19 protein-coding genes are annotated in these 26935 nt (G+C 61.4%); 7 read left to right on the top strand and 12 right to left on the bottom strand.

From position 1 onward, the window contains the following. Positions 1-327: 327 nt before the first annotated feature. The gene (locus tag ABSL23_RS01050) at positions 328-738 is read right to left on the bottom strand and encodes a transcriptional regulator (RefSeq protein ID WP_353633339.1); all 411 of its coding nucleotides are present in this window, start codon (positions 736-738) and stop codon (positions 328-330) included. 118 nt (positions 739-856) lie between these two features. Here ABSL23_RS01050 and ABSL23_RS01045 point away from each other — a divergent pair, with 118 nt between their 5' ends. The 6 genes from ABSL23_RS01045 (at position 857) to ddh (ending at position 11091) form a co-directional block, all read left to right on the top strand. Next, on the top strand, positions 857-1429 hold the full coding sequence (locus ABSL23_RS01045) for a hypothetical protein (protein WP_353633338.1): 573 nt from the start codon (positions 857-859) through the stop codon (positions 1427-1429). Between the two features lie 1402 nt (positions 1430-2831). Next, on the top strand, positions 2832-4277 hold the full coding sequence (locus ABSL23_RS01040; RefSeq protein WP_353633337.1) for an orc1/cdc6 family replication initiation protein: 1446 nt from the start codon (positions 2832-2834) through the stop codon (positions 4275-4277). 601 nt (positions 4278-4878) lie between these two features. Beyond that, a complete protein-coding gene (locus tag ABSL23_RS01035; protein ID WP_353633336.1) occupies positions 4879-7752 on the top strand; it encodes a bacterio-opsin activator domain-containing protein in 2874 nt (957 codons plus the stop codon). Positions 7753-7940: 188 nt separating this feature from the next. Then, positions 7941-8084, top strand: coding sequence for a rubrerythrin-like domain-containing protein (locus ABSL23_RS01030; RefSeq protein WP_353633335.1), 144 nt, complete (start codon positions 7941-7943; stop codon positions 8082-8084). Position 8085: 1 nt separating this feature from the next. Then, positions 8086-9381: a glutamate dehydrogenase GdhB gene (gdhB, locus tag ABSL23_RS01025; protein WP_353633334.1), complete on the top strand. Its 1296-nt coding sequence runs from the start codon at positions 8086-8088 to the stop codon at positions 9379-9381. 771 nt (positions 9382-10152) lie between these two features. Then, positions 10153-11091, top strand: coding sequence for a D-2-hydroxyacid dehydrogenase (gene ddh, locus ABSL23_RS01020; RefSeq protein WP_353633333.1), 939 nt, complete (start codon positions 10153-10155; stop codon positions 11089-11091). A gap of 11 nt (positions 11092-11102) precedes the next feature. On the opposite strand, the gene ABSL23_RS01015 is transcribed toward ddh, so the two are convergent. From ABSL23_RS01015 to ABSL23_RS00965, 11 genes are all read right to left on the bottom strand, one after another. Beyond that, complete coding sequence (locus ABSL23_RS01015) at positions 11103-11546, bottom strand: universal stress protein (protein WP_353633332.1); 444 nt, start codon at positions 11544-11546, stop codon at positions 11103-11105. Positions 11547-11589: 43 nt separating this feature from the next. Beyond that, positions 11590-12966: a hemolysin family protein gene (locus ABSL23_RS01010; RefSeq protein WP_353633331.1), complete on the bottom strand. Its 1377-nt coding sequence runs from the start codon at positions 12964-12966 to the stop codon at positions 11590-11592. A 3-nt stretch (positions 12967-12969) separates the two neighbouring features. Next, positions 12970-15093: an ABC transporter ATP-binding protein gene (locus tag ABSL23_RS01005; RefSeq protein WP_353633330.1), complete on the bottom strand. Its 2124-nt coding sequence runs from the start codon at positions 15091-15093 to the stop codon at positions 12970-12972. Continuing rightward, positions 15090-16010: an ABC transporter permease gene (locus tag ABSL23_RS01000; protein WP_353633329.1), complete on the bottom strand. Its 921-nt coding sequence runs from the start codon at positions 16008-16010 to the stop codon at positions 15090-15092. The genes ABSL23_RS01005 and ABSL23_RS01000 overlap by 4 nt, the downstream gene beginning before the upstream one ends. Further along, the gene (locus ABSL23_RS00995; protein WP_353633328.1) at positions 16010-16993 is read right to left on the bottom strand and encodes an ABC transporter permease; all 984 of its coding nucleotides are present in this window, start codon (positions 16991-16993) and stop codon (positions 16010-16012) included. The genes ABSL23_RS01000 and ABSL23_RS00995 overlap by 1 nt, the downstream gene beginning before the upstream one ends. Before the next feature lie 15 nt (positions 16994-17008). After that, a complete protein-coding gene (locus ABSL23_RS00990; protein WP_353633327.1) occupies positions 17009-18937 on the bottom strand; it encodes an ABC transporter substrate-binding protein in 1929 nt (642 codons plus the stop codon). A gap of 359 nt (positions 18938-19296) precedes the next feature. Further along, complete coding sequence (locus tag ABSL23_RS00985; protein ID WP_353633379.1) at positions 19297-19959, bottom strand: helix-turn-helix domain-containing protein; 663 nt, start codon at positions 19957-19959, stop codon at positions 19297-19299. A gap of 224 nt (positions 19960-20183) precedes the next feature. Continuing rightward, entirely contained in the window at positions 20184-21260 is a 1077-nt protein-coding gene (locus tag ABSL23_RS00980) for an isocitrate/isopropylmalate family dehydrogenase (RefSeq protein ID WP_353633326.1), read from the bottom strand. A gap of 279 nt (positions 21261-21539) precedes the next feature. After that, positions 21540-22772, bottom strand: coding sequence for an MFS transporter (locus tag ABSL23_RS00975; RefSeq protein WP_353633325.1), 1233 nt, complete (start codon positions 22770-22772; stop codon positions 21540-21542). A gap of 102 nt (positions 22773-22874) precedes the next feature. Next, positions 22875-25040: an acetate--CoA ligase family protein gene (locus tag ABSL23_RS00970; protein ID WP_353633324.1), complete on the bottom strand. Its 2166-nt coding sequence runs from the start codon at positions 25038-25040 to the stop codon at positions 22875-22877. 190 nt (positions 25041-25230) lie between these two features. Further along, on the bottom strand, positions 25231-26085 hold the full coding sequence (locus ABSL23_RS00965; protein WP_353633323.1) for a CoA ester lyase: 855 nt from the start codon (positions 26083-26085) through the stop codon (positions 25231-25233). Positions 26086-26165: 80 nt separating this feature from the next. Between ABSL23_RS00965 and ABSL23_RS00960 the strand changes: the two genes are divergently transcribed. Beyond that, positions 26166-26927, top strand: coding sequence for a class I SAM-dependent methyltransferase (locus ABSL23_RS00960; protein WP_353633322.1), 762 nt, complete (start codon positions 26166-26168; stop codon positions 26925-26927). Positions 26928-26935: the final 8 nt, after the last annotated feature.

Here is a 26935-nt window from a genome sequence, read left to right as displayed (position 1 = left end):
AAGTCGAGAGTTCTTCTCCATGGCCGAACCTGTGACAGTCAGTCGGTGGACGATGATCGTTACTGCGGTAATGGGGCTCCTTGGCGCTATGATTCAAGGATTCCAGATTGCGCAGGGAGAGCACGGCGTTCTGAATATCGTCCTACTCGTAGCGTTCCTGCTCATAACTGCCTTCGCTAGCTGGCCGATTCTCGCTGAGAATACGGAGTAGCCGCAGCTAGTTTGGAGTGTGACCGAATTCCTAGAGGCGAACAAGAACCCGGATTTGGCCGGCGTAGACGGGACTGGTATCCTAGTACATTCTACCAGAAAAAATGAGACGACTGATCAGTGCTTGGGCCGAGGCGCGGTTTCGTACCGCTTGATGGTGTCTGTCTTCTCGACGCTATCGTAGACGTCTGCGAGCGTGTCCTCGGCTCGGAGGAGGCCGTGTTCGTCAAGGAATTTCCGACCCTCGTCGCTGAGCCCGTAGAACTTGTACGGGAGGTCGTTCTGCCGCTGGTCTTTCGGGAGTGAGACCTCCTCGAGAATGCCGACGTTGACGAGTTCTTGGAGGTGCTGGCGGATCGTCGTCTGGCTCTTACTCGGGTTCACGTAGTCCAGTTCCTTCAGCGTCGGCAGCTGCTCGGGATGCCCGAGGACGTCCTGAATCAGGGCGAACCGCGTCTCCTGGGTGACGACGTTCAGCCGCTCCCGGACGCCGTCGATGTCGTTCGTGGGCTGGTCTGGCGCGCTCATACTCCCGTATTCGGGGAGAATCCAGTTAAGCATTACGTCCAAATACGAATCGGTTACGACCGAATCGGTCACTAATTCAGACGCCGCATTAAAACGCAAAGCCGCCCAATACCCCGATATGGCCGAGAACCGGGCAGCCGAGCTTGCAGCGAAAGCTGACGAACACCTCCACGACGCCTCCCTCACTCCAGAAGAGTACGAAGCCCTCAAACAGAGTGTCGCAGAACTCTCGCCCATCTTCACAGCCGACAGCGCGTACTTCGTCCTCGGCAGCTACGGACGCCCCGAAATTCACCGCCTCCAACTCGTCAAAGACCGCTTGAACCGCCGCCCCGACACGTACGCCTTCCTGATGGTCGACATCCGCCAAGAATGGGTGAACACGTATCTCAAATTCCGAATTCTCGCTGACTACACCGACTACCTCATCGGCGTTAGCGAACACGACCAGGGCGGCTTCCTCGTCGAACAAGGTTACTTCACCGCCATCGAGACGTATTTCGAGAAAACCTACGTCCTCAAACGCGAGTACACCGACCTCACAACCGACGACATCGACACGAATGCCGATATTAACGACCCATATAGCGGGATGCAGATTGCGATCTTCGACATGCTCGAGGACGCCGACCGCCTCTATGTTTGGACAACCGAAGCCGACCTCATCGACGTGACTTCCCACCTCCCATAGCAACTATTGGGACTGCAATTTCCCTTGTTGGCCAGGTTTGAGGGTAGCCGATCGACTATCTTCCTTCTCTGTGAGGGATTTTCTAATGTTGATTCTAGCAGTAGTTGCCAATACGGTTTCTTTATCCAATGGATGAGGTGAAACGCCCGGTCAGTACAGTCGAACGAGTTAACGAGAGGGCATCAGTCACGATAAACACACGTTAGCCTGTAGCGGACGCTATGATTAGTAGTCCGACGAGAAGTAGAACCAGTCCCATCGCTCTCCCCACTGCAACAGACATATTACTCATCTCAATCTGACTCGGGCGTTGGTTCGTTCCAGTTGATTTCAGCCAGCGGTTGAGACTATCTACAATTGGATGGTTAATTACTGATAAAACCCCAAAGAGCATAACGAGTAGTCCGAAAATCACACCCACCCAATCAGGCATACTCTCTATCACTCACGCATCAGCAATAAATTGGGCGATAGGCGGTGTTGCTCGGTCTCTCCGCAACGGCGGGATATACGCATTCCTACTTACCGATTCAACTACCCCATTTCGTACCCATTCTGAATAAAGAAATAGCGCTAGCGACTACTGCTATTGTTAACCAACAGAGACACGGTATTATTGTCGATGTTGGTTAAGACTTGGTGAGCAGTACGATTCGTCGAGAGATAGATGGAGACACCTCTATCGATGTGTTCCTCGTGAGTGCCAGTAAGAAGGAACGGGATGGTGAGAGAGTGCGGGAGTGGTCTGGTTCGAGGGAGGAGACCGAGAGTAGACAGACACCCCTCTATCGATGTGTTCAGTTCAGGGTGGTGCGAGCGAGTAGTCGAGCAGAACGGAAAGAGTGGACAGTGAGAGCGGGTTTCGAGCCGGTTTAGCGAATGGAGCGGACGGTAGAAGGTGGATGAGAACGGAATTACCGACACGAGACCGCCGAGAATTATGTGCAGTAGAGGAGGACAGATAACGCCGCTTGCTGAACACTTCGAACACTTCGATAGAGGTGTGTGTGTGTGTGTTTGTTCTAGAAAGCTAGAAGAAAAGAAGAGAAGATCGACCGCTTACTGCAGTTCCAGCATTTCTGTCTCAGTTCTTCTCTCTACGAAATTCCGGGAAACTGGCGTCGAGGAGCTGTCTCGATCCCGGTTCCAATTCGGCTGAACCGCTTCGAACCGTCCCCACGCCGGAGTGCTCGAACACATCGATAGAGGGGTGTGTCTCTCCGCCACCGTCTCGATGGGGCCGTCGACGGTCCGTCCCGAAACACTTCGTTAGGCGCGTTCGGAAACACTCGCCGCAACGAACTATACTGGCGCTATCGCCGTGAGTAAACAGCTTACTACCCGAATCACACTTCGATAGGGGTGGGGAACATTTTTACTCCTGCTCTGTATGGGCCCATACATGGGTATCGACGACTCCGACGGCTCCCCTCCTGACCCGGAGTCCGCAGACGACTCTACACAGACGGACCTCTCCGCGCGGTCTCCTGCTTCCGACGGCGCTTCTGACGGCGCTTCCGACACCGCCACCACCGACGAGGACGCTGGGACCCCCTCGCAGTCGATCGAGGACATGCTGCTGGAGTTCGACGAACAGGAAGGCCTCATCCGCGACCGCTCGCTCCTCGACCCGAACTACGTCGTCTCCGAGGACCGCATCGTCGGCCGCGACGAACAACTCCAGGAAGTCACGAAGATGCTTCGCGTCGCGCTCGGCGACAACCGCCCGCCGAACCTCTTCCTGTATGGCCCCTCCGGCACGGGTAAATCCCTCATCACGAAAGCCGTCTGCAAGAACATCAGCCGCATCTGCGACTCCCGGGACATCCAGTTCGGCACCGTCGAGGTCAACTGCCAGGACCTGGACACGCTCGGGGTGGCCGTCTACGAACTCGCCCAGCAGGCCGCCGACGAGGCCGGCGTCGAGGTCGAAGTGCCGAAACACGGCGTCGCGACCAAGGAGAAGTGGGACGAGCTCTACCGCATCGTCAACGAGAACTTCGACTCCGTCGTCTTCGTTCTCGACGAACTGGACATGCTCGTCGGCCGCCGCGACAAACAGGACCCCGCGTTCTCTCGGCTGCTCTACCAGCTCTCGCGGGCCGGCGCTAGCGACGACCTCACCGCCTACATCTCCGTCGTCGCGATTTCGAACGACACGAAGATGATGGAGTCCGTGGGAAGTCGCGCACTGAGCTCGTTCACCCCCGAGGACGTCCACTTCGACGACTACGACGCCAACCAGCTCCAGTCGATTCTCCGCCGGCGCCAGGACGCCTTCCACGACGGCGTCGTCAAAGAGGAAGTCATCCCGCTGGCGGCGGCGTTCGCCGCCCAGACCCACGGGGACGCCCGGAAGGCCATCGACCTGATGCGGGTGGCCGGCGAGCTCGCCGAACGCGAGGGCGACGCGGAGGTCCGCGAGAAACACGTCCGGATGGCCCAGGACAAAGTCGAGAAGAACCGCGTCCTCGAGGTCGTCCGCGGCATCAGCACCCAGAAGAAGCTCTGCCTGTACGCGACGGCGTCCGTCGCCGCACAAACGGACGGCGGCACCGCTCGCAGCACGACTGGCTATCAGGTCTACCAGTACCTCACGGAGTCCATCGACGCCGACCAGTACCACCAGGAGACGTACGTGAACAAGATGAAGGAGCTGACCACGTACTCGCTGGTGGACTTCGAGCGCCGCAGCCACGGCCCGAGTTCGGGGATGTTCTTGGAGTTCCAGTTCGGGGAGCGCCCGGAGACCATCTTGGAGACGCTGCGCGAGGACTCCCGCATCGAGATGGTCTCGACGGACGAAGTCGAGTCGGTCGTGAGAGCGCAGGTCCGCCACGAAGCCTAGCGGACCCGGCCCGCATCGGATTCGTCTTACTTCTGCTCGCTCCGCGGTCGACTGCTCGTGGCCTCGGATAGAGTGGTGGCACCCGACTTCCGCGCACACCCCTTTATCGATGTGTATTGGCGTGTTCGAACGTCACACGACCACAGCAGGTCGATGCGGGAGCGAATCCGGACGAGCCAAACTCCCGTTCTCTCGCGACCCCACACACCTCTATCGAAGTGTGATTGGTAGGTAGAAAGCTTCTCTCTGTAAAGAACGAGGCTGTGCCTCGCCGCTCGTCTGTTCTCTCGACCGGCGTAATCGAACGGTTCCCGCCGAATCGTTGTGAGTAGTCTGTCAATACGACCGTTCCCGGGGACACACCTCTATCGATGTGTTCGTGTCGCGGTCTCTCACGGCCTCTCGACGCCTCGGCAATCACCCGTGGCAACGGCGTCACAGCATCGCCGAGATCCTACTCGCCATTGGTTTTGAAACGTGAAGAACCGACGTGGGTTGAATAGTAAATGGCGGGGGTTTTGCGTCCGCGGTGGATAGTGCAACCATCACCGCCTCACGCGTCCGCTCTCGCGTTCTGTGATTGGGGCTGAGTGTTCTACAGATGAACCCAAACTCCCGGAGCATCCTCGATACGTCTACGATCGCCGTTGTCGGCGACACCGCGTGGCTGACAACGTACGTCGATGCGCTGCAACAGCAGTTTGATACGACCGTTCACCGCGTCTCCACGGCACCGGCAGCCCGAACGACGCTCCGACAGACGGCCATCGACTGCGTCGTTACTGACTACAGTCTCCCCGAAACGACGGGAGTCGACCTCGTTCGCAGCATTCGGGAGACGACCGCGACGCTTCCAGTCATTCTGGGGACCGCCGACGGGAGTGAGACGATAGCCAGCACGGCAATCGAGGCCGACGTCACCGACTACATCGCCGTTACCGACCCGGTCGACGACACCGTCACCGACGCTCTCCAGCGAACCGAGCAGGCGCTACGGGACGCCCAACGGTCGATGACACAGCGCGACCGTGCGCGACAGTTCGACGCGACGTTCCACGACGCCAGGTCGGCGACGTGGGTCCTCGGGCGCGATGGCGCACTCGAGCGCGTCAACCAGACGGCCCGCGCCATGATCGACGTGGACGCCGACGTCGTCGTCGGTGACCGCTTCTGGACGCTCCCCTGGTGGCCCGACGAGAGCCAGACGCGCACTGACATCCGTCGCCTCATCGAGACGGCGCAACGCGGCGAGTTCGGGCACGCCGTCGTCACCCGGAACGGCGTCACTGGCGAACGCGTGCTCGAGCTGTCCGTCCAGCCGGTCACCGACGAACGCGGCGACCTCGTCTCGATTATCGTCGACAGCGTCGACATCACCGACCGCGTCGACCTCGAACGGGAGCTCCGCCGGTCCGAGCAACTCCACCGCGTCACACTCAACAACATGACCGACACCGTTCTCATGACCGACGAGAACGGCGAATACACGTACGTCTGCCCGAACGTCCACTTCATCTTCGGATACACGGCCGAGGAGATTCGAGAGCTGGGAACGATCGAAGCCCTGCTGGGCGACGACTTGTTCGACCGCGAGGACCTCGCCGACGACGGCGTCCTCAAGAACATCGAGACGACGGCCACGGACAAAGCCGGCCGCGAGCACACGCTGCTGGTGAACGTTCGTGAAGTCTCGATTCACGACGGCACGCTGCTGTACAGCTGTCGCGACATCACGAAGCGCAAGCAGCGCGAACGCGCACTCGCGACCCTCCAAGAGACCGCGCGGGACTTCCTGTACGCCGAAACACACCAGGAGATCGCCCAGCACGTCGTCGACGACGCGCCCGACGTTCTCGACCTCGATGCGAGTGCCGTCTACCTCTTCGACGCCGACGACAACCACCTCCAGCCGACCGCGCACTCGCAGGCGATGCGGGACGCCCACGGCCCCCTGCCAGACGTTCACGCGGACGGCAACGACCTCACCAGTCACAGCTTCGTCGAGAACGAACCCCGGTTTTTCGCGGACGTCCACGACGCCGACCGCCTTGCCAATCCTGCGACCGACCTCCGGAGCGTCGCGTACATCCCACTCGGGAACCACGGCGTGTTCGTCGCCGGGTCGACCGACGTCGGCGCCTTCGACGACGTGACGCGCGAACTCGCGGACTTGCTGGCGGCGACGGCGGAAGCAGCGCTGGACCGCGTCGACAGGGAGTCCCAGCTCCGCGAGCAGGACCGCGAACTCCAGCAGCAGAACGACCAGCTCACCACACTCAACCAGATCAACGAGACGATCCGCGAGATCGACCAGGCGCTCGTGCAATCGGAGACCCGCGAGGAGATCGACCACACGGTCTGTGAACGGCTCACCGCCGACGGGCGCTTCCAGTTCGCCTGGATCGGCACCCTCGATAGCACGACCGAGGCCGTGACGCCCCAGGCGTGGGCGGGGACCGACCACGGCTATCTCGATACGCAGTCGTTCCCGGTCGCCGCTGACGCCGTCGAACCGGCGGGTCGGACTGCGGCGACTGGCGAGGTGACGCTCGTCTCGAACGTCGCGGCCGATCTCCGGGCGGCCCCGTGGCGCAAGGACGCGATTTCACGCGACCTACTATCCGTGTTGAGCATCCCGCTCGTCTACAACGACCTCTCGTACGGCGTCTTGACGGTGTACGCGGAGACGCCGGACGCCTTCGACGAGACGATTCAGACGGTGCTCGCGGAGCTCGGTGAGACGATTGCATCCGCGATTAGCGCGAGCGAACGCAAGCGAGCGCTGCTCACCACGTCGATGACTCGCGTCGAGTACGCGGTCGCCGATTTGTCGTTCGTGCTTGCGCAACTCGCTCACGCGGCCGACTGCACAGTCACCTACGAGGGGGGCGTCCAGCAGACTGCCAGCGGTAATTACGTGTTCGTCACCGTCGAGGACGCTCCGCTTGACGCGGTCGTCGACGTGGCGGCCGGTCTCCGCGTCGTCGAAGACGTCCAGCGGATTCGCGGTGGCGACACCGGGGGCGTGTTGCGACTTCAGTTGACCGAGCCGTTCCTCGCGACGGAACTGGCCGACCACGGCGCGGTCCTGCAGAGTGCGACCGCGTCACAGACCGGAACGGAATTCGTCATCGACGTCCCCGGGAACGCTGAGGCCAGAAACGTCACGCAGTTCGTCACCCAGCGCTTCGACGACGTCGAGCTGACGGCGAAGCAGACGCGCGAGCAGGCGTCCGAACACGGCTTTTACGCGTCAGTGCTGGACAGCCTGACTGACAGACAACTGGAAGTCCTAGAGACGGCGTACTACAGTGGTTTCTTCGAGTCGCCGCGGACAGTGACTGGGGAAGCTGTCGCGGAGTCGCTGGACATCTCGCCGCAGGCGTTCTACCAGCACATCCGGACCGTCCAGCAGAAACTCTTCGCGGCGCTGATCGACGAGCACGCGCCGGTGGTCTCTCGACGCGCGGACTAATCGCGTTCACTCTGCCCCTGAGTGATTGCTCGCCAGTAGCGTTTCCCGGTTCCGTTCCACGGACCGTTGAATAGTAAACGGCGCTCGACGGCCGGTGGTTCGGTACTCAACTACTCCGTATTCCCTTATACACTTATTATCTGTATGTAGAGCATCCCGTAGCCCGCCGCTGGGACGCTCACCTATCCATGAGGGACGTCAACCAGAACTCAGCCGAGGAATCGCCGTACGAGTGCTTCGAGTGCGGAAACGTCGTGCTAGCGGAGGACAACCCGGGACAGTGCCCCGACTGCGCTGGCAACATGCGAAACCGACGCACCCCAATCGAGTAAGATGGCCTCAACATCAACTCACCACGACGAGGACACGGCCGAGGAAGCCAGTGAACCGGAGTCGGCGCTCCAGACGGCGCGCCGACAACTCCAGCACGCCGCCGACCACCTCGACATCGACCCGAACGTCGTCGAGCGACTCAAACACCCCAAGAAAGTCCACGAAGTCACGGTCCCCATCGAGCGCGAGAACGGCGACGTGGAGGTCTACACCGGGTATCGCGCGCAACACGACAGTGTCCGTGGCCCGTTCAAGGGCGGCCTCCGCTACCACCCCGAGGTGACGCGCGAGGAATGCGTCGGGCTCGGGATGTGGATGACGTGGAAGTGCGCCGTGATGGACATCCCCTTCGGCGGCGCGAAAGGCGGCATCGCCGTCAACCCCAAAGACCTCACCGAAGACGAGAAGGAACAGCTGACGCGCCGCTTCACCGACGAGATCCGCTCGGTTATCGGCCCGACGACGGACATCCCCGCCCCGGACATGGGGACGGACCCGCAGACGATGGCGTGGTTGATGGACGCCTACTCGATGCAGGAAGGCGAAACGATTCCCGGCGTCGTCACCGGCAAGCCACCGATCGTCGGCGGGAGCAAAGGCCGCGATGCAGCGCCCGGCCGGAGCGTCGCGATCATCGCCCGCGAAGCGATCGACTACTACGACAAGGACATCAAGCAGACCTCGATAGCAGTTCAGGGCTTCGGGAGCGTCGGGTCGAACGCGGCGAAACTGCTCGACAGCTGGGGCGCAAACGTCGTCGCCGTCTCCGATGTCAACGGCGGCATCTACGACGCGAACGGCCTCGATACGCACGCGATCCCCTCCCACCACGAGGAACCGGAGGCCGTGATGACTCACGAGGCCCCGGAGACGGTGACCAACGACGAGTTACTCGAGTTGGACGTCGACGTGGTGATTCCGGCGGCGATCGGTAACGTCCTGACGGAAGCGAACGCCGACGACGTGATGGCCGACATCATCATCGAGGGCGCCAACGGGCCGACGACGAGCGCAGCGAGCGCCATCTTCGCCGAGCGAGACGTCCCCGTCGTTCCGGACATTTTGGCCAACGCCGGCGGCGTCACCGTGAGTTACTTCGAGTGGCTTCAGGACATCAATCGGCGCGCGTGGTCGCTGGAACGCGTCAATAACGAGCTGGAAACGGAGATGCTGGCCGCCTGGCAGGACGTTCAAGACGAATTCGAGACACGCGACGTGACATGGCGCGACGCGGCGTACATCGTCGCGCTCTCACGAATCGCCGAAGCCCACGAAACGCGCGGCCTCTGGCCGTAGCTCTCCCTCGCTATCACTCGCAGCGTAGTGCTAACCGCTGGACGGTTGGGCATTACCGGTACGTGGTGTCCCGGTACTCCCGCCGGAAGACGATACGTAGACCGCTCTCCACTCGCCGGGTCCCAGACGACAGAAACGTGGGTGTCCCCCTCGTCGGGTTCGGTGATGACGGAGTTGTATCGCTCGCTGGCCGCTTGATGATCTAGGAGACAAGCCCAACCATATCGAATCGCGAAACAACGCTGAACACGATGAGTGAACATATCTGGTGAACACCGAGGCGAGGCTCATACCGCATGTTTGACCCCTTTACGAGGGTATTCGAGTGGATACGGTAGCGGGTGTATTCGTTGTCGCCCTGAAAATGTCGCCGGCGAAAGATGGTAATCAGTAGTGACAGGCACTGACAGGCCGCTTGGTGTTTGCTCGGCCAGGTGATTACAGCCGGCGACACCTAAGGGATTATTTGGAAGTGTAGTAAATGTTGTCCTGATTTCACGGGCCGAAGATTCGCCTTTGCAGGGCCCCCCTTCGGGTTGGCTCTCCGCTTGCTTGACTCACCGAGGGGGTACTCCTTTGGAATGTGTTCGAATCGCCGGTGAGCTGTTTCCGTGACACGGGCGTTTTGCTCCTCGTGCTGGCTTCTGTTTGCCACTCCAACCAGAGGTCGGAAAGCTGCATCTCGTAGCTCGGCGAGCGTCCGTAGATCGCTATGAAGCACGGCCACTCCGGTGTGGCAAGATTGAATACCCGACGTGGTGTGCGACCACTATGTCCGACACCGAGCCGCTGGAACGACTCTGTGTCCATGAGAGCATCGACGAGAAGGTTCCCATTGACTCGTTTCTCGATGCGCTGGATGACCTCCCGGTGCCTGTCGAGGTGATTGGTGAGGACGCAGCACTCGATGAAACGGACGCTGTCGCTTCCTACCGTCCACGCGATGGGTTTCTCGATGCAGGTTGGGTTCACTGTCTCCGGGCAGGTTACGATGAATTCGATACAGACGCGTACGAGCGTACAGGAACGCCATTAACGAATAGTACGGGGATTCATGGGACGACAGTCGGCGAACTCGTGGCCAGCTATATGCTCATGTTCGCCCGTCGAATGCACGTGTACCGCGACCAGCAGAACCAGCGACAGTGGTACGATCCACCGTACGAGCAGCCGTTCACTGTCGCCGGGGAAACGGTATGCATCGTCGGGCTTGGCACTATCGGCCGGGGCGTCGCAGAGTATGCCGACGGCATAGGGATGGACGTGATCGGTGTTCGCCGCTCAGATGAGGACGTACGCCATGTCTCGACAATCTATTCGCCGGCGGACCTGCACGCGGCCATCAACGAGGCTCGATTCGTCGTTGCCGCGGTTCCAAAAACACCGGAGACGGAGGGAATGTTCTCGACAGCGGAGCTCGAACAAATGCGAAACGACGCCTATCTAATCAACGTCGCGCGAGGGGCGGTTGTCGACCAGAACGCCCTCGTTGACGCCTTAAAGGACGACGTTATTGCGGGCGCCGGGCTCGACGTCTTCGAAACGGAACCGCTCCCGGAGACGTCCCCACTGTGGGACTTCGAGGAAGTCATCATCTCCCCACACGAGGGGTCGACGACGAACCGCTACCACCACGACCTTGCTGAGCTGGTCGAAGAAATCTTCGACCAGTATCAATCAGGAGACCCCCTCCGAAATCGGGTCGCGTAGGGGTGTTCTGGTTACCTGCTTGCTAAAACGACGGGGCAGGACGCGTTCAGCAGTACGCTCTGTGCCGTGCTCCCGAAGATGACCTTCCCGACGGGTGATTTTCCTTTCCCGCCGATAACGAGATACCGGGGCTCGGTACGGTCGACTTCAGCGAGGATCTTGTCCGTCGGGTCGCCGATGCGTCCCTGCGTTTCGACCCGGTCGGAGTCGTACTCGTCGAGCGATTCGTGGACGGCCTGCCGGGCGATCTCGGCCGCGCTTTGCTCTTCGCGGCTGATGGTGAAGCTCTCGGATGCCGGCGTGCCTTCGAGTGCTGCTTTGTGTTCGTTGAAATCCTCTTTCGGGATGACGTGGAGGACACGCAATTGTTCGTCGTACGCTGTCGCGAGCTCGTACCCGAGCTCGAGGATTTCGTTCGATTCCACTTCTTGGCCGACTGCTGTGAGTATCGTCATGTGTGTTCTCCGTGACTGGGGTCCTGTGGGACAATCGCCGGCATCAACTCACCGACTCCGCCGATTGACCCGCTGCTGACTGGTCGCGCTGTTCAGTAATTCGAACTCGCTTGATGCGGCTGTCATCAACGCGTTCAACGCTGAACTCGACGGCACCGTGCTCGAACGACTCGCCTTCCTCGACTAACCGGCCGGCCCGGTTGAAGATGAATCCGGCAATCGTCTCGAACTCCTCGCCCTCGGGGAGGTCGATGTTGAGCGCGTCGTTGACTGCTTCGACGTTGACGTCTCCGCGCGCACTCACGCTAGTCTCGTCGATGACCGTGATCTTCTCTTCCTCTTCGGCACCAAGGAGCTCGCCGACGATTTCCTCGACGAGGTCCTCGGTCGTGATGATTCCCTCGGTCGTGCCGAACTCGTCGATAACGATCGCCATCTCGACCGGCTCGCGGCGCATCTCCTCGAACAGGTCAGCCACGTTCTTGCTTTCCGGCACCTGGAGCGCCTCCTCGACGAAGTGGTCGAGGGATTCGAGGTCGCTTTCCCCGTACTGCCATTCCCGCACCAGGTCCGAGAGTGTCACTACGCCGATGACGTTGTCTAGGCTGCCTTCGTAGACCGGCAGGCGCTGGTGACCACTCCTGATGCACGTCGCGATCGCTTCGTCAATCTCGTCGTCTCGATCGACTGCGGTGACGTCGAGTCGCGGCGTCATCACCTCCTTGGCGATGGTGTCGTCGAAGCGGAAGATGCGCTGGAACATCTCGCGTTCTTCCTTGTCGAGCACTCCCTCCCGTTCGCCGGTCTCGATCATCTGCTGAATCTCCTCGCGGGTGACGTAGGAGGTCTCGATCGTCGATCGCCCGCCCGTGACCCGGTTTATCACGCGCGTGAGGTAGTCGAAGACGACGATCAGCGGGAGCAGGAGGTACTCGGCGAACTTGAGCGGTCTGGCGATGCGCAGTGCCCACGATTCCGTATTCTCAACTGCGTAGGATTTCGGGGCGCTCTCGCCGAACAGCAAGACCAGAGCAGTGATACCGAAGGTCGCGAAGGCGACCGACTGCCCCTGTCCGAACCCGAGCATCACCAGCAGGCCGGTCGCGAGTGAGGACATCGCGATATTGACGAGGTTGTTGCCCACGAGGATCGTCACGAGCAACCGGTGCGGGTTGGACTTCAACGCCTTCAGCGTCTGAGACCCGGGTACCCCGTCGTTGGTGAGGACCTCAACTCGGTGGTCCGCCAGCGAGAACATCGCGATCTCCGACGACGAGAAGAACGCGGAGAGGGCGATCAGGGAGCCGATAAGGACGACCCCACCTACAGCGATGGCACTATCGGGGACGGTGACGCCACTGACGCGGACCGCCAGCGGCGCCACCTCAACCAACGATGCGTCCATCGTGGGGTCGCGCATCGATTACGCCTCCTCGATCGACTCTGTGACCGGTTCCCCTTCGACAGTCTGGGTCTCTGTCCCAGCGCCTCCGCGAGCATACTGCGCCAGTAGCTCGCCGTCGACATCCTCGACCGGGAAGTGGCAGGCTGCCTCGTGGTCGCCGTCTTTGAAGGCGGCCCGTTCCGGGTTCGACGAGCGACACTCCGCGGTAGCTTTCGGACACCGCGGCGCGAAATTACAGCCCCCGGGAAGGTTGACCGGGTTCGGTGGCTCGCCGGGCAACAACACCCGCTGGCGATCGGTGCTGGGGTCCGTTTTCGGTGACGCAGCCAGCAGCGACGCAGCGTAGGGATGTCTTGGGTTCTCGACGACCTCGCGGGTGTCGCCGATCTCGATGACGCGACCGAGGTACATCACCGCCAGCCGGTTGGCAATCTGGGTGAGGCTGGCGAGGTCATGCGAGATGTAGACGATGCCGATGTCGCGCTCGTCGGCCATGTCCCGCAGGATGTTGAGGATGTTCGCCTTCAGCGACACGTCCAGCATCGATGCGGGCTCGTCGCAGATGAGCAGATTCGGTTCTAATACGAGTGCCTGCGCGATGGCGACGCGCTGGCGTTCCCCACCGGATAGCTGCGCCGGGACCTGATCGAGGTATTTTTCGGGTGGGTTGAGGCCGACGTCGGAGACCGTTTGCCGGACCCGACGGTCGATTGTTTCCTTGTCGTGGCCCTGGATTTTGAGCGGTTCGGCAACGGCATCCTTGACGCGCTGGCGCGGATTCAGCGAGTCGAACGGGTCCTGGAAGATGAACTGGACTTGTGAGCGGAACTTCTTGGTGCTCTCCTCGAGCAGGTCATCGACGGACGTGCCGTTGACGTAGATTTCCCCACCAGTCCGTGGTTGTAGCGCGGCGATGACTTCACCGAGTGTCGATTTCCCACACCCGGACTCGCCAGCTACGCCGAGGATCTCGCCTTCACGGACTGTGAGGTCGACGCCGTTGACCGCCTTGACGTAGTCCGGTTCGGCGCCGCGCAAGTCGTCGACGATGGACTGGGTCTGTTTGAACCACTTTTCCAGATTCTCGGTCTCGAGGATGACATCGCCCGTGTCACGGGCTGTTTCATCGCCGCTCCCGGTGTCGATACCCCACGTATCGGGGTCGGTCGCTGCCTCACGCATGGTGTCGACGTCTTCGGGGTAGTAGCAGGCCGACAGCTGGCCGCCGTTCGCGGTCAACGGTGGATGGCCGTCTTCGCATTCGGCGGTCGAAAACGGACACCGATTGCGGAAGACACACCCGGACGGCTCCGCGGTCAAGTCTGGTAGCGACCCCGGGATGGAGATCGCTTGCTCGTCAAACTCGTCGACCTCCGGGAAGGCGTTCTGTAACCCCATCGTGTAGGGGTTAGTCGGGTTTGTGAACACGTCATGTGTTCCCCCCTGTTCCATCACTTTTCCGCCGTAGAGCACCGACACTTCGTCGCAGGTCTCGGCGACAACCCCGACGTCGTGGGTGATGAGCAGCATCGAACTATCCACTTCGTCCTGAATCTCGAGCAGTTTGTCGATGATCTTGTCCTGCACGATGACGTCGAGGCCGGTCGTGGGTTCGTCGGCGATGATGAGGTCCGGGTCGAGCGCGAGCGCCATCGCGATAGTGACGCGCTGGCGCATCCCCCCAGAGAACTCGTGGGGGTAGTCGCTCGTCCGCGCCGGGTCGAGACCGACAATCTCGAAGACTTCGGCGACGCGTTCGTCGGCGTCCGCTTTGGAGACGTCCTTGTGTTTACGGATTGCCTGTCGAATCTGCGCGCCGACGGTCATCACAGGATCCAGCGAGTCCATCGCACTCTGCGGGATGTAGGAGATCTCCTCCCAGCGGACGTCCTGCCACTCGTTCTCCGAGAGGTCGACCAGCTCTCGGTCTTTAAACTGGACGCTACCTGATTGGACTTCACCGTTGTCGTCCAGTAGCCCGAGGATGGTCTTTGCGATGGTTGATTTTCCGCATCCGGACTCGCCGACGAGGCCGTAGTTGTCCTGTTCCCCGATGGAGAAGGAGACGTCGTTGACGGCGTGAATGTCCTTCTCCGAGGTTTCGTACGTGATCTTGAGGTTGTTGACTTCGAGTAGGGTCATTCTTGCTCCGTTTGCAGATCTGGGTTCACTAGCTCCTCGAACGCCCGGCCGACCAGGAAGACCGCCGTCGTGACGGCAGCGATACCGATGGCTGGCGGGAGGACCCACCACCACGCGACGCGCATGGCACCTGCGCGGAAGACCTGCTCGAGCATCCGTCCCCAGGAAGTCATCGTCGGGTCACCGAAGCCGAGGAACGCCAGTGAGGCGCCAGCAACGATCGACCACCCGAACGCGTAGGCGGTGTAGAGGAACCCGATACCGAGCACGTTCGGGGCGACGTGCAGGAACATCGTTCGCATATGGCCCGCGCCGCGTGCTCGCGCCGATTTGACGAAGGTCCGCTCTTTGACGGTCATGACCTCCGACCGGATGACCCGTGCGGGCATCTTCCAGAGGAACACGACGAGCACGGCGGTGATCAACCAGATGTTCGGAGAGACGAACGAGAGGATGACCAGCGCCATCGGCAGGAACGGGAGCGCGAACGTCAGGTCGGTCAGCCGCATCAACGCCTCGTCGACGCGGCCGCCGAAGTACCCGCTCGTGAGCCCCACGAGGAAGCCCAGAACGCCGGTGCCGATGCCGCCGAACAGGCCCACAATTAGCGTCGGGCGTGCACCCGCGAGGAACTGACTGAGGACATCCTTCCCGAAGGACGTCGTCCCCAGCGGTGCCTTCGCAGTCGGGCTTTCGAGACGCATCATCGAGCCACCGGAGCGCATCGTATGCTCGATGGGATGATGCGGCGCCAGGTACGGGCCGAACAGGCCCACGAAGACGAACGCCATGATAATGGCGAACCCGATCTTCGCCGAGGTGTCCTCGAGGACGACGCTCAGCGCACGCCGTGCCCGCGACAGTTCTTCTTGCAGGCGATCTTTCGCTGTTTCGACGTCGAGTGCGTACCCGGACATTAGACATCACCCGCTTCGACGGTCGGGTCCAGTTTCGCGTAGGCGATGTCCGCGGCCAGATTCATCACGATGACAGCAAGCGCCATGATGAACACCGCGGCTTGGACCGTCGGATAGTCCTGATTGAGAATCGCATCAACGAGTGCACGACCGATTCCCGGCCACGCGAACACCACTTCCAGCGTGATGACTCCCTGGAAGAGCATGCCCGTCCGGAGCGCGAAGTACGTCACCAGCGGGAGCAGCGAGTTGCGGCCGGCACGGGCCAGCTGTTCCATCTCCGACAGCCCCTTCGCGCGGTGGAGTTTGAGGAACTCCGAGCCCTTGCGTTCGACGACGGAGTTTCGCGCAAGCATCAGGAAGTCCCCGCTGTAGAACAGCACCGTTGCCGTGAACGGGAGGATGTAGTGTTTCAGGAAGTCCACCGAGAGGTACGTCTCCGTCACCCCCTGTGGGTTGGCGACCGGGCTCCGCATCCCGAACGCCGGGAACCACCCTAACCCGTACGAGAAGATGATGAGCAGGAGGATCCCGGTGACGAAAATCGGGGTGGCGCGGAAGAACGTCGTGGTGATAATCCCCGTCTGCTCGAACCACGACCCGCGGTTCCAGCCGGCGTACATGCCGGCGAGGGAGCTCACGACTGCGGTCGTTACCAGCGCGGGGAGGAGCAACACCAGCGTGTTCCGCAACGCTGGCCCGATAATCGACCAGACCGGCCGCTGTTCGGTAAGCGAGAGCCCGAACTGGAACGTGAACAGGTTCTGGATGTACTTCAGGTACTGAACCCAGATCGGCTCGTCGAGGCCGTACATCGCGCGCAACTCAGCGACTTGCTCCGGCGTCAGTGAGCCGGAGGCGACGAGGCCGCTGAACGGGTCGCTGGGCAGGAACCGCAGCGTTGCGAAGATGATACTAACGGCCACCAGAGTCAATATCGCGGCGATCGCCGTCCGTTTGATCAGGAATCGTCGAAAACTCATGTTGTGGGGTAGTTCTTACGAGAAGTCCGGCTGGTCGAGCTCGGAGCGCGTTGCGTGGCCGTTCTCGACACGCTCGTCGAAGGCCTCCCAGGCGTCACCTTCCGGCCAAACGAGCATGTCGTTGCTGTCGAACGTGTAGCCCGCCTGCTCGAGCATCGTCCGGGCCTGCTCGGGGTTGTATTCGTACGGCTCGGTCTCACCGTAGAAGGGCGTCATCAGCGGCGTCAGCAGGTTCTGCCCTTCGATCGCCTGTCCCTGCCCGGAGAGCACGTTGTCGACGAAGCTCTGCTTGTCGAAGGCGTGGCTCAACGCAACCCGGAACGTCTTGTCCCGGAACAGCGGGACGATGTGATTGAGGTGGACGTCCGTGGGCACGTAGTTGCGCGAGGTCTGTTTCTCGACGCCGTCGGCCTGTGAGGCACGGTCGGCCTGTTGGTTGGAGACTGTCATCCCGATGGCGTCGATGTCGCCGGACTGCATCGACCCGATAAGCGTCGAGACGTTCCCGACGTTGACCACGACCATCTCGTCGATGCCGTCGCCGGGAACGAAGTACTCCTCGCCGATGAGTTCCCGGCGGGTATCGTCGTTCCACAGCCAGTGGTCCTCGTATTTCGAGAGGCGCAGCTCCTGACCCTGCGACCAGTTCTCGAACTGGAACGGCCCGGTACCGATGGGAGTGTCGGGGTTGTACTCGGCGGGGTTGTCGACGTCCTCCCAGCGGTGCTTGGGAATGATGGCACTGCGGACAGCGCGCTGGGTGACGAACGAGGCGTCGGATTCCGTGAGATTGAACCGCACGCGGCCGCCGCCGCTGGTCGAGACCACTTCGACGCTCTCGACAGTCCGGTAGAACGGGCCCTGCTGGGGCGCAGTGTGCTGTTTGTACTGTTCGACGCTGAACTTGACGTCTTCCGGGGTGAACGGCTCCCCGTCGTGCCACGTAACTCCCTCCCGGAGGTCCATTTCGACGGTGGTGTCGTCGACGACCTCGTGGCCGGTCGCCAGCCCAGGGACGATATCCAGCTGCGGCGAGGCGTCGTACAGTCCGTCGTAGACGTTCAGGAGGCGCTTTTCTTCCAGTCCACCCGTCGACCAGGGGAGATTCGTCCCCTGCATGCCGGCAGTCACGCCTTTGACCCACGTCGTCGAGTCGCCCTGCGGCTGGAGGTTCACTTGCGTCCAGATGAATGAGTCCCGGGTCGTCCCGTTCCCGGGCGTGGGAACGTATCCTTCCCAGTCTGCCGTGTTAGCGACATTGATGACGTCCGGGAAGTTTGCGGCGATGAGATAGGCATCCTCGCTGAGCTTGCGCTGGATCTCTTGGCAGATCTCCGCCCGTGCCTCTTGGTCGCCGATTGTCTGCGCCTGCTCGTCGAGCAGCTCGGTGATCTCGTCGTTCTTGTAGTTGTAGTAGTTCCCCCCGGTCTCCGGGTGAGCACGCATCAGGAACGGGTTCGGGTCGAGCCCACGCTGCGGGTCGGGCCCGTGAAGGTTCATCACGACCGGCACCGGATGACCGATGTCAGCCCGCCAGTACTCACCGTACCGGGTGCTGGGCTGGACGTTGACTAGGTCGACCGGCACCCCGACGGAGTTGAACGAGTCTTGGACCGTCAAGGCGAACTCACGCATCCACGGCGTCTCCGACTGCGCGAAATGGGTTGTGACCGACGGGACCGACTGCCCCTCGACTGCCGTGTATTCGAACTGGACGGCCTCGTCGTTGACTGACTCGCCTTTCGTCTCGACGGGCCACTCCTCCCAGAACCGGGATTCGATGGAGCGACCGTCGCCACTGGACTGGTTTCCACCGTTGTTGCTCTGGTTGCCGTTGCCACCACAGCCGGCTAACGCCGAGATTCCTGCTGCGCTCGCGATGCTGAGGAACCGTCGACGCGACACCTCACCTTTCGTGACTTCGACCGGTTTTTCTCGCGACATTCCACTCCCTTCTTTCCCCCATACCTGCCTGAACCTGCCCCCGAAACCCGACAATCATCATCATTCTTTATATGGGAAAGTGTGTCATGGCACAACCACACCCGGATACCACCCCGAACAGAGGTCAGCTGCCCACGCGCACGAGTCGAGGCTCAAGAGCCCACACAGCCACCGCTAACAGCGGGTTAATCGACGCGAAGGCCCCACTCGATACCATCGAAGCCACCGCCAGACCAACTGAATCGGCGGCCACACGCCTCGGCGATGGCAGCTACCAGCAGCAGTACCGTAACAACGCGGCGCGTACATGGACTCTCCGTGGACCGTCCTGGAAGACGACCTCCCCCACACCCGCGAAATCAACCAGTCTCGTTCGTGTCTTGGTCGCCAGAGAATATCAGGTCGAACAACTGGTTTTCTGCGAGTCGCAGACGTTCGCTGAGCGTCGACTGAGCGATGTCAAGCTCAGTCGCGATATCGTCTGCCGAGGCCCGACGTGGCGTTTCGAAGTATCCTAACTCGTGGGCGGTCTGGAGGACGTTCAGCTGGTCTCGGGAGAGTTCGTTTCTGACCACGCGGCCGAGCTGCCCACTTCCCAGCGGTGCCCCCGTCGTCTCAACCTGATTCACGCTCAGGAGCTCGAACTCCCCGAACTGTTCTTGCAGTTTGTCCGCGAGTCGCTGGAAATCGTCCCACTCAGCAACCGTGGCGACCCCATTGAAGCCGTCTGGCGTGAGGACCAAGCGGTTCGGAATCGCCTTCTCTCGCAGGATTAGACCCAGGAGGAATGGGTACGGTTCGTGAGCGACCACCGTAAGCCGGTACGCCTGCTGGTCGCTCTGGTCGTCGGACACTCGCTCGGAGTAGAATAACTCGACCCGTGAGAGGGATGCCAGCGCGGTCTCCGGATCGAACGTGCCATCTGAAATAACTAGTAGCGATTCGATCCAGTCACCTTCGGCGGCGTAGAAGGCGTTTTCAAACTCGATGCGCCGAATCTCCGGGAGCTGTGTCGCGAGCAGGTCAGCAATCCCGGACCGTTTCGTCTCAAATTCGATGCGAAGAATACTGAATCACCTCGGCTCGCCGCTATCGCTGTCGTTCTCACGACGTACAATAAATCTATTCTATTATTATTACAAATACAACAGAACCCCTCTCGTCGTGCGGATCCCACCCACCGAATCCCGATAACGTGCAGCAGTTGACGCCTGCACTTCCCCCTCAACGGGCTTCCGCGGCCAGATTAAAGCCGCGATCGAAGGTCTTCGATGACTGCTTCAGTTCCTGCATCCCCGCCGAGGTCCGGGGTCCGTGGAGCAGACCGATCGGCGAGCTGCTCGGTGACAGCACTCCACAGCGCATCGGCGGCGGCTATTTCTCCGACATCCTTGAGCAGCATCGACCACGAAAGGACGGACGCTAACGGATTCGCGACGCCCTCACCGACGATGTCGGGCGCGCTCCCGTGGACGGGCTCGAACATTGACGGATACTCGTCACCGGGATGGATATTTCCGGACGGTGCGAGGCCCATACTCCCGGTAATCTGGGCGCCGATGTCGGTCAGGATGTCTCCGAAGAGGTTCGAAGCGACGAGGACGTCGAATTCGTGAGGACGCCGAATTAAGTCCATCGAGGCCGCATCGACCAGCAATCGCTCGACGGTTACGTCGGGGTACTCTTCGCTCACCTCCTCGACGATGTCGTCCCAGAACACCATACTGTGGGCCTGTGCGTTGGATTTGGTGATGCTCGTGAGATGTCCTTCGCGTTCGGCCGCGGCCTGGAACGCTGCGCGAACGATGCGTTCTGTTCCCTGCCGGGTGAACAGCGCCGACTGAATGGCCGTCTCGTGTTCGAGCCCACGGTGTTCACGGCCGCCGATATCGGCGTATTCACCTTCCGTGTTCTCGCGATAGACCACGAAGTCGATGTCGCCGGCGCCGTATCCCTTGAGTGGACTCTCGATACCCTCGAAAAGGATGTTCGGTCGCTTGCAGACGTACTGATCGAACCCTTTCCGAATTGGGAGCAAGAGCCCGTGGAGTGTCACGTGGTCTGGAACCTCAGGGTGGCCAACAGCTCCCAGGAAAATTGAATCGGCGTCGGCTAGTTCGGCGAGTCCGTCCTCCGGCATCATCGCCCCGTGCTCGAGGTAGTACTCGGTTCCCCAGTCACGGCGGGTGAGCTCGAATTCGAACCCGTAGTCGTCGGCCACGTCCCGGAACAGCGGGAGAGCCACATCGACGACTTCCGGGCCGATGCCGTCGCCGGGAATCAGTTCGATGTCGTACGTCGTTGTCGTTTTGTCTTCAGTCATTATGGTCAGATGGTCGCTGTTGATCGGTCGTACGGCGCGATTCTCCCGAGGTGTAGCACCCGCTGAATACTGACATCACCTGCTGACAGTGGACACAGTCCTCTATCAACGACATTAGACCATGTCCCGATTGTGCGAGTCCGATATCACCGGGCTTCGACCGCGTCGCCCTTCGACCGAGACGCAACGCAGCGAAACGGTCCAGCCACCGGTTACGGGTACAGTTCTCGTAGGGCTCCGAGCACGGCGTACCCAGGGGGCGAGTCGAATTCTCCGCCATCAGTCGACCACCCACAGAATCACCGTAATCACAGTCGCGATGCAGAGTATCACCGCCAAGACACCGAACGCCATCCGAAATCCACGCACATCGGAGAGGTATCCTACCGCTGCGGGGCCGACAGCGCCTGCGGCAACTAACAGCGTCCGGACCACTCCAAGCGACCCCTTCGCGATACTCTCCGGAAGCACAGTAACCAGGTACGCGCCGCGGACGGGTCGATATCCGTGCGCGCCGACACCGAGCACAACCACCGACGCCCCAAGCCCGATTGCCCCGGCGGTCCCCGACAGCACGACGAGAGCGATGAGCCCTGCGGTCGCCGCGGTGAGTGTCCCTACCACGAGGGGTAACACGCCAACGCGGTCGCTCGCCTCCCCAGTGACCAACTGGACGAGACTGACCGCGAACAGACCGCTGAACAACAGATTCGCGGTGACCGACGGCAGATCCCCCGCGCCCATGAGATACAGCGGCAGAAACGCCACGAGCCCGTTGTACACGAACGAGAACAGGATTGTGACGACGACGAACGCCGAAAACTTCGGCCGGCGGAACAAGTCGACGTACTCTCGAAGCTGGGGCGACCCGTCGCTCTCAGTGGCGGCGGGCTCTCGATCTAGGTGACGGGGCACGCGGACGAGGAACGCGAGCGCGACCGCCAGCGCTGCGAGACCCCCCACCAGAAACAGCGTCCGCCACGGCGCTCCGAACACCCCCGGCAAGGAGGTCGCGGCCACGACCGCGGCAGGTGCCGCGACGCCGGCAAGACTACCGACCGTATCGAAGACACCCAGCGACCGCCCGGTTTCCGTGGGGTAAATCCGCGACAGCAACTCGATTGCGACGGTCTTGTACGTCCCTGTGCCGGCCCCGACAAGCAACATCGCGCCCGCCAGCGCCGCGAACGGCGCATCCACCACCAGTGCGAGCGCCCCGATTCCAGTGACGACGCCACCAACAGTAATGACGCCGACTGACCCCGACCGGTCAGCGATATACCCCGATGGGAACTGCATCGCGGCGTACACGAGCATGAGTCCCGTGAACGCCAGTCCAAGATCAGTCCGTGTGACGTCGTATATCATCTCGAACTGCCCGAACAGCGGCGGGAATGCGTACCGCAGGAACTTGCCGAGGAACCACACGAGCGCGGTTAGCGCCAGTGCGTCGTAGCGACGGAAGCGGGACAGCGAACCGAGCCGTCCCGCCGTGATATCATCGGCTGTCATAGCACGAGTGTATGGTCCCGCCGACCGGGAGTCAAGACGCAGCACTGTCCGCCGTTCGCGTCCGACCTGCGCCGATAGTCGGGTGCGACTTGCATTGATGGTCTACTCACGAGTCCGGACGAGCGCGTCCACAGCCACGGGCCCATGCTCGGTGACGACGACCGGGTTGAGGTCCAGCTCCGCGACAGCGTCGACCCCAGCCGCCAACTCGCCGACCTGAGTGAGGAAGTCGACGATAGCATCGACGGAGAGCGCGTCTCCCTCACGGCGGTCCCGAAGGAGCGACGCCAGCGCGGTCTCCTCGACAGCTGCTCTGGCAGCAGCCCGCGAGAACGGGGGCACGAGTGTGGCACTCTCATCGAGCGCTTCCACGAGAACGCCACCGGGACCGACCGAGACGAGCGACCCAAAGACCTCGTCGGGCGCGATACCCGCAATCGCCTCAACGCCGTCTTCGACCATCGGCTGGACAAGCACACCCTCGATGTCGTCCTCGTCGACGGCGGCCAGTGCAGCATCCATCACGTCTTCGTAGGCAGCACGGACGGCTTCAGCTGAGTCCACGTCGAGTCGGACGGCGCCGGCGTCAGTGCGGTGGGGGAGTGCCGGTGAGTCAATTTTGAGGACGACCGGGAATCCGACGTCCTCAGCTGCTGCGACCGCCTCATCGACATCGGTCGCGAGATGGGTTTCGACGACCGGAATGTCGTAGGCGTCCAGCAAGCGTTTGGACTCCTGCCATGTGAGCACTCGGCCGCGCGGCACGTCGACGCTCGCGGCAGTCTCGCGCGCGTCGACGACTAGCTCGGTTCGTGACGGCTGGTCTGTCAAGTGGGTCCGTGCGGTGACAAAGTCAGCCGTCGACGCGAGCGCGTCCAGACAGCGGCTGGGGTCTTCATAAACGGGTATCGATTCGCGGAGCCGTGCGTACGGCGGTGTTTCCGTCGGCTTATCGGGTTCCTTGCGTCCGGTCCAGAGCACGTAGACGGGGTCGTCAGCCTCAGAGGCGATCGTTGCTAGGTCTTCGGCGATGGTCTCCGCACGCTCGTCGACGCCGGGCAGTCCGATGGCGAAGACGTAGGCGTCGAACGCGTCGTCGTCAAGCACGGCATCGGCAATCTCAGGGAGAACGTGAGCGCCGTAGCCGCGAATATCAGCGGGGTTGTTGAACCCGCCGTAGGTCAGCAGTTCCTCGATGTTCAGGAGCTGCTGTTCAGTTTCGCCATCGATATCCGGAAGGGCGAGGTCTCGCTCGGCGGCCATATCGGCCAACAGGCTTGCGAGCCCACCACTGGTTGAGGCGATACAGACCCGGTCCCCGTCGGGGTCGTCGTACGCCGTGTGGGCGCTCGCGCGCGCCAGCAGGTCGGGGATATCGGGGACACGTTCGACACCCGTCTGATTGAGTGCAGCTGTCCAGGCGTCGTCATCGCCGGTGAGCGACCCGGTGTGACTTAGCGTCGCTGCCTCCGCTAGTTCGGAGGCGCCGATTTTCACCGTAAGGACCGGCGTCCCGTTCCGAACGGCGTGTTCGGCGACCCGCAAGAATCGTTCGGGATCCTCGATTCCTTCGATGTACGTGCAGACGACGTCGACATCGTCTTGCTCAGCGAGATAGGCGACGTAGTCGGCTGCCGTGAGGTCAACCTCGTTGCCGGTGGAGACGATATGGCTGAAGTGGACGTCATTGTCGGCTGCGCGCTCGAAGAACGTCGTAAATGCTAGGGCGCCGGATTGGCTCACGAGACCAATCCCGCCAGGTTGTGGTTCCCGCGAACAGGTCGATGTTAGCGTTGCGCCCTCACTGGCCATGACGCCGATACAGTTCGGCCCGACGACCTGAATCCCGGTTTCGGTCGCCGTGGCAGCCAGCTCTGCTTCGAGATCGGCGCCCGTGTCGTCAGCTTCAGCGAACCCCGCGGTAAGAACCAATGCGACGGGAACCCCCCGCTCCCCCGCGGATTCAACGACATCTACGACGTGTTCTCGTGGGACGCTGACAACGGCCAGATCGACTGTCTCGGGGACGCCCGAGATGTGGTCGTAACATTGCCGGTCCCAGACTTCGTCTCGTCCGGGGTTGACCGGATAGAGCGTCCCGTTGAACCCGTACTCAAGCAGGTTCTCCACGAGATTCCCGGAGTAGAATGAGTCAGGGCTTGCGCCGACGACCGCAACCGACTCAGGGTCAAACAGCGGATCCAGCTCAGGAACCGACACCGACCCAGTAGACGGACTCCCCGCATCATCCGTTTCGTCGCTCAACATACCATCGGGTTCCCCTCTTGAGGGCAATATCATACTCCCGAACCGGGACAATCACATTCATGCTTTATATCCGGGGTGATGTCCTGTCGTTGCGCACGGTCGAGCCAAGCAATTCGGCGAAAACCTGGGATAGCGGAGGGCCGTCAGATTCAGCACCCTGCGAGAGGAGCGACGACGAGTGGAATGCGAGTCAGCGAACCCCTGCAGCGTCGGCCCGATCGAGGATGGTCCGTGCGCGGTCAACCAGTGGCGGGTCGATCATCTGTCCCTCGACGGTGAACACACCGCTGTCGGCTTCGTCGGCCCGCTCTTTGCCTGCAATCACTTTCTCAGCCCACTCGACCTCGTCGGGGGCGGGCGTGAACGCGTCGTTGATGACGTCGACTTGATCGGGGTGAATCGCCAGCTTCCCATCGAACCCGAACTCGATGACCGTCTCGGTCTGCTCGCGGAGCCCATCAGTGTCGTCAATATCTGTATAGACGGTATCCAGGGCGTCGACATTGGCCGCACCTGCAGCAGCGACAACACGCTGGCGAGCGTACAGTGACTCCGTTTTCGCATCAGTGACGGTCGCCCCAATATCGGCCGTGTAGTCCTGGTCGCCGTAGGCAATGGCGACGACGCTTGGTGCAGCCGCGATTTCTTCTGCAGCCACCAGTCCCGCGGCCGTCTCGATCAGTGGGATGACATCGACCGATGCTGCGCCCAAGTCTGCGAGGTGGCTCGTTAGCGTTGCGACCGTCTCAGCGCTATCGACTTTCGGCAGAACGACGCTATCAGGGAGTGACTCGCCATCCCGAAGTACGGCATTGACATCCCGTAATCCATCGCGGTTCACGGAATTGATCCGGACGCTAATCGAGGACGTTGTATCATCCAGTGTGTTGATCGTCTCGCGGACGGCCTGACGAGCCTCCTCGCGTGCTGCCGGCGCCACAGCGTCTTCGAGATCGAATATCACCGCGTCAGCCCCTGAATTAACTGCCTTCCGCATCATCTCCGGTTCGTCGCCCGGACAGTATAGCAGCGAACGCTGGACCATGGGTGGAAGTCACATAGGTAGCAAGAAAAAACCCCCATCGCTACCCGAATGGCTTTGACAGCTTGGTTGAATGCGAACGTATGGACGACGGAACCGAACAGAAGCGGTCGACAGCCGCGCTGTTCGACGAACAGGCCACGGCCTATCTGGATAGTCGTGTCCACCGAGCCGGAGACGACCTCGACCAGCTGGTTGAGTGGGTCGGCGCCGCTGATCGCGCACTAGACATCGCCACAGGCGCGGGCCACACCGCCGGCGCACTTGCTGCAGGCGGGATTAGTCAGGTTGTTGCGGCTGATGCTGCACCGACGATGGTCGCCACGGCGACGCAAGCGTTCCCCAGCGTCACCGGCGTTATTTGTGATGCCGAACGGTTGCCGTTCACCACAAATTCGTTCGACGCGGTGACGTGCCGTATTGCTGCCCACCATTTCCCCGAACCGACGGACTTCGTGGCAGAGGTCGCTCGAGTCCTCAAACCTGGTGGAACGCTTGCCTTCGAGGACAACGTCGCACCCGACGACGAGGAACTCGACGACTTTCTCAACCGCGTCGAGCGAATCCGTGATCCGACGCACGTCCGTTCGCATCGCGTTGGCGACTGGCTCCGTTGGTTCGAGGCTGCGGGCCTGACTGTCGAGGCCTCACGCGTTGTCACGAAAACGCTCGATTACGACGAATGGGTCGCGAATGTCGACCTGTCTGCCGAGCGCCGCGAACGCCTCGAGGCAGCCTTCGCTGATCGCCCCCCCGAAGCTACTGAGGCGTTTGAAATCACGGACACAGACGATGGGATCGAGTCGTTCGCGAACCTCAAACTGCTGGTTCGCGCCACCCGCTAACGACCGAC

Origin of the sequence: Halobacterium sp. NMX12-1 (assembly GCF_040435975.1) — an archaeon.
In the GTDB taxonomy this organism is placed as follows: domain Archaea; phylum Halobacteriota; class Halobacteria; order Halobacteriales; family Halobacteriaceae; genus Halobacterium; species Halobacterium hubeiense.
This window is presented reverse-complemented; position numbering and strand designations above follow the sequence as displayed.